The organism is Brevibacterium mcbrellneri ATCC 49030, from assembly GCF_000178455.1.
Classification (GTDB): domain Bacteria; phylum Actinomycetota; class Actinomycetes; order Actinomycetales; family Brevibacteriaceae; genus Brevibacterium; species Brevibacterium mcbrellneri.
On sequence record NZ_ADNU01000090.1, the window covers coordinates 1 to 4,379 of the forward strand.

General features: G+C 55.3%; 5 protein-coding genes. 1 reads left to right on the forward strand and 4 read right to left on the reverse strand.

Translation table 11 applies throughout. The features are described from left to right. The 3 genes from HMPREF0183_RS13110 to HMPREF0183_RS11635 form a co-directional block, all read right to left on the reverse strand. Positions 1-240: hypothetical protein (locus HMPREF0183_RS13110; RefSeq protein WP_211205356.1), on the reverse strand; the 240-nt coding region annotated here is incomplete at its 3' end. Beyond that, positions 237-764, reverse strand: a complete 528-nt coding sequence (locus HMPREF0183_RS11630) for a hypothetical protein (protein ID WP_005886411.1) — start codon at positions 762-764, stop codon at positions 237-239. The genes HMPREF0183_RS11630 and HMPREF0183_RS13110, both read right to left, overlap by 4 nt. An 89-nt stretch (positions 765-853) precedes the next feature. Beyond that, positions 854-1,306, reverse strand: coding sequence for a DUF3817 domain-containing protein (locus HMPREF0183_RS11635; protein WP_040349131.1), 453 nt, complete (start codon positions 1,304-1,306; stop codon positions 854-856). Between the two features lie 132 nt (positions 1,307-1,438). Between HMPREF0183_RS11635 and HMPREF0183_RS11640 the strand changes: the two genes are divergently transcribed. Next, positions 1,439-2,512 (forward strand): VIT1/CCC1 transporter family protein, encoded by a 1,074-nt coding sequence (locus tag HMPREF0183_RS11640; protein WP_005886415.1) that lies wholly within the window; start codon positions 1,439-1,441, stop codon positions 2,510-2,512. Between the two features lie 96 nt (positions 2,513-2,608). Here HMPREF0183_RS11640 and HMPREF0183_RS11645 read toward each other — a convergent pair whose 3' ends face one another. Then, positions 2,609-4,321 (reverse strand): M20/M25/M40 family metallo-hydrolase, encoded by a 1,713-nt coding sequence (locus HMPREF0183_RS11645; RefSeq protein WP_005886417.1) that lies wholly within the window; start codon positions 4,319-4,321, stop codon positions 2,609-2,611. Positions 4,322-4,379: the final 58 nt, after the last annotated feature.

Below are 4,379 nucleotides of genomic sequence, written 5' to 3' on the forward strand. Positions count from 1 at the left end.
ATCAGGTCGCCAACCAGCATGAAAAAGCTCAACAACTTCTAACTTCACCTCAACCGGGTAACTAGCCGCAGCCTTCCCTTTCCTGCGCCGACGCCCCGGTGACACACCCTCACGCACCCACCTATGCATCGTCCGCCGCCCAGGAAAACCAAGCTCACGAATCGTCTTCGTTACCGACTGCGTACGCTTAAAAACCCGCAAAGCCAAACGACGCTGCTCCTTCGTATACGAACGGTTCATACGGAATCCTCCAAGAATCCGTCCGCATCCCCCTTTGCGCCGTCTGAGTCGTCGTCAGCGTTGTGGTCGCCACGACCTCGGCGGTCACGTTCTGCAAGCGCGTCACTGATGAACTTAGCGATCTCAGCGGCGCCCGGGTAAGAACATGGGCGGGGGTCCTGGTGAGACTCCGCCTGAGACTCCACTTGAGAACCTGCGTGGGATTCTGGCCGAGGTGGTCCCTGGGGATCTGCAGAAAAACCTGCCCTGCGCGATGGGCGAGGGTCTTCGCCCCAGGTGAAAGGGAAGTCGCGCATGAGATCACCCAGAAACTCCTGAATCTGTGCGGGTGGAGCGCAGCGTTCGGAGTGAGTGCGAGGTTCGCGTTCGTGCTGGTCAGAGCCTTTCGCTTCTGACTGTTCAGCAGTGTCACGCGCTTCGTCAACGTCACCCAGGTGACGTCGCAGGGACGCGACTTCGCGGCGCAGCGACTGCAATTCTGCTCGGATGTGAGTCAGTTCATACATAATGTCGTCAGAGTCCATACTTCAAGGCTCCCACATGAACTCAACCCACGCGATACGGTTTTCCTCCGCATAAACCACAGAGTGAACGTGTGCCCACCTAACTCGAACTAGTTTTGCGGAATGGGCGGTCCCAGGATAAGCAGAACAGTGAACAGAATTGCCACGCCCACGAACCCAACAAGAACTGCCAAGAACGGGTGGGTGATCGCCCAGCCGCATAAGCGTTCAAACCAGTTGCGTGCCTGGCGGTTGTGGGGCAGTTCCCAATCACCATCCAGAACACCAGCCTTGTTGGCGTTGATTTCAAAGGGAATGGTTGCGTAAGGCACAACCGCGCTCACCAACCCAAGCAGGGTGCGTCCCAACTTCCAGCGCTGCGAAGTTCCTACCAGAACGGTCACCACGCAGTAGGCAAGAAACACAAAACCGTGGATACCTCCACCGATTCGCACGCCCACTTCAGTTACGCCGGTGTATTTCAGGACCATTCCGGCGATCAGGAGCGTCCATGTCACGGCTTCTGCAAAAGCGAAAAGAGAGAATAGTTTTTTCGGTGTCACACTGCCAAGTATGACGGATTCGCCTGACATCCGGATCAGCCAAATGGTTGATCCGGTTACTCTCCGAACACGCGACATTTAATCAATTGCGCAAATGTTGAAATCATTAACGAATGCTCATACAGTTATGCCGTGACCACTCAAGCACAAGACATTCGTCGCTGGAAAAAACACCTGGCCAATGAGCGCGTCGAAGAGCGCGTGTACCGTTCTTTGGCCCAAAAACGGCAGGGTGAAGAACGCGAAATCTTATTAGAACTCGCCGATGCTGAACGGCGCCATCAAGACCACTGGATCGCCCGGCTTGGCGAGCATGCAAACGACACCGTGCGCCCGTCGCTCAATATTCAGCTGCTCGCTCTGATGGCTCGCATGTTCGGGTCAATTTTTGTACTCGCTTTGGCGCAGCAGGCAGAAACCCGCTCGCCTTATGACAGTGAATCCGGGGCCACTGCGCAGATGGCGGCGGATGAGAGGGTGCACGCCGAGGTTATTCGGGGTCTCGCTGCGAAGTCGCGCGCCCGCATGTCGGGGAACTTTCGAGCAGCAATCTTCGGCGCTAATGATGGCCTCGTGTCCAACGTGGCCTTGGTGCTGGGCGTGGGCGCTGCAGGAGTGAGCCCGCAGATTGTGCTTCTCACGGGTATTTCTGGCTTGTTAGCTGGCGCCCTTTCAATGGCGGCTGGTGAGTATATTTCGGTGTCTTCGCAACGTGAACTCATCGAGGCGGGGAACCCTCATCCCCACGCTGCTGATGACCTGACCCGGTTAGACATTAATGCGAATGAGCTGGCTTTAGTGTTCAGGGCTCGAGGCATGGATGCGCAAGAATCTGAGCTAGCAGCGCGCACTGCGATCAGCAAAGCGAATGACCAGCGCAACCCCACTTTTTTGCCTAAGACAATAACTGAGCAAGACACTGAGGACCTGGGAACAGCGCTAGGGGCAGCGACCAGTTCATTCGTGTTTTTTGCAACGGGAGCAATCATCCCTATCTTGCCGTACGTCTTTGGAATGGAAGGCATCCCAGCGATGGCGGTTTCTGCTGTCCTCGTGGGTATCGCGCTGATGTTCACTGGTGGAGCGGTAGGCGTGTTGTCTGGGAAGGCTCCTACACCTCGGGCATTCCGCCAACTTGCGATTGGCTATGGCGCAGCCCTAATAACGATTCTTCTGGGCATGCTTTTTGGAACTGTGACGGGATAGCAGGAAAAGTAGACAACCAGATAGGAAAAGCGCGTCTTGAGAAACAACTCAAGACGCGCTTTTCTATCTAATTTCTAGTGCTGGTTCGCACTGTTTTTACTGGCGCTTGCGACGGGTCAGCACCACGGTTGCCGATCCAACAGCCACGAGCACTGCAGCCCCAGCAACCCACGGCATCATTTCGCTACCCGTGCGTGGAAGGTTGGAGTCGCCAGCCTTGGCGTCGTCTTCCTTAGCGTCGCTCGAGTCATCCTTGGCGTCACCTTCTGGCTTTTCATCCTTAGGGTCTTCTTCCTTCGGCTTGTCTTCGCCCGGAGCTTCCTCTTCAGGAGCTTCTTCTTCAGGCTTCTGAGCGTCTTCAGCCTTGTGCTCATCAGTGTACGCCAGCTGGTACGTGGCGTTCGCCATCGATGGAACAATCGCGTTAACGGAGTCCGTGTTCACGTTCTCCAAGGAGTCCGTGATCTTGTGGTAGTTGGTGTCAAGCTGCTTGCCAACTTCTCCACCGAACAGCTTGGCTTCCTCTTCCGTCTTGACTTCGTCAGCACCGGAGTTCACACCACCAACGGGGATACCGGCGTCCATGAACGCCTGGTAGTCGGAACGGCCGGAGAATTCGGCACCAATGTATGGCTGGTCAACAGAGTCGAAGTAGTCCGTGTAGAGCTTCTCAAGTTCAACCGAGCCTTTGGGAACCTTCACGCCGTCCGGGATGTCGCGGTAGTCACCGTTAGCGTCCAGAGTGGAAACTGCGTAGTTGTTCGAACCGATCATGTCGTAGTTGAGGTACGAGGTGATCTTGCCACGCTCTTCATCAGTGAGGGATTCGACGTAGTAGGTGGAACCCACGAGTCCCACTTCTTCAGCGCCCCAAATACCGATGCGAACCTTGTTGTCAACTTCACGTTCCTGGTTTGCAAGGCCTTTGGCTACGGTGAGAACACCGGCTACACCTGAGCCGTTATCGTTGATACCTGGGCCTTCTGGAACGCTGTCCAGGTGCGCACCAAGCATGTGTACGTTGTTGGGATCACCGGCTTTGGTCTCAGCCAGAATGTTCCACGTCTTGGATTCCGTGAATTGAGTTTCTAGTGTGAGCGAAGCCTTGACGTCAGCGTTTTCTGCAGTCGCCTTGTCGCGGAGCGAGTCACCTGTAGCTTGGTCCACAGAAACTGCCGGGGCAGACCCTTCAAAGCGTTCACCAAGGGTACCGTTCAAGTCGCCCTCAGTGTTGTTGTAAATGACTACACCGGCCGCACCCTTTTCAGAGGCGTTCTTTACCTTGTCCGAGAATGCGCACTCACCGCGCTGAACCAGCACGATTGCGTCCTTGACCGTTTCGTCGAAGTCGTCAGCTGAGCATCCGAGCTCACCGCCGGCTTTGTCGCCGTATTTGTCATCAACAGGCAGAACGAGGGCCGCATCGGTGATGGGGTCCTTAGTTCCCTCTGTGTACGACAGGGACTTCGCCTTAACGTTTTCGCCGTCGACTGTCAGTTCGATCTTGCCGAACTTCTGGCTAGGAACGGTGAACTCTTGGCGCTCAACTTCGTAGCCCAAGTCAGTGAGCACTTTTTCGACGTATTCGCTGGCTTCTTCATAACCCTTGGTTCCGAGTGCGCGGAACTCTTCGTCTTTGTGCTTCCACGTGATATCTGAAATGTCCTTCAGATACGCCATAGTGTCCTCGCCTGTGACACCCATGGTGTTGAAGTGGGTTTCAGGCGCGGCAAATGCCGGCGATGCCACCGAGGCACCTAACGCAAGAGCAGCAACACTGGCTCCGGCTCCGTAAAGGAATCGCTTCATTGTGATTTCTTTCGTTCGTTTGCAGGAATGCGATGTAATTTACATCACAGAACTATAA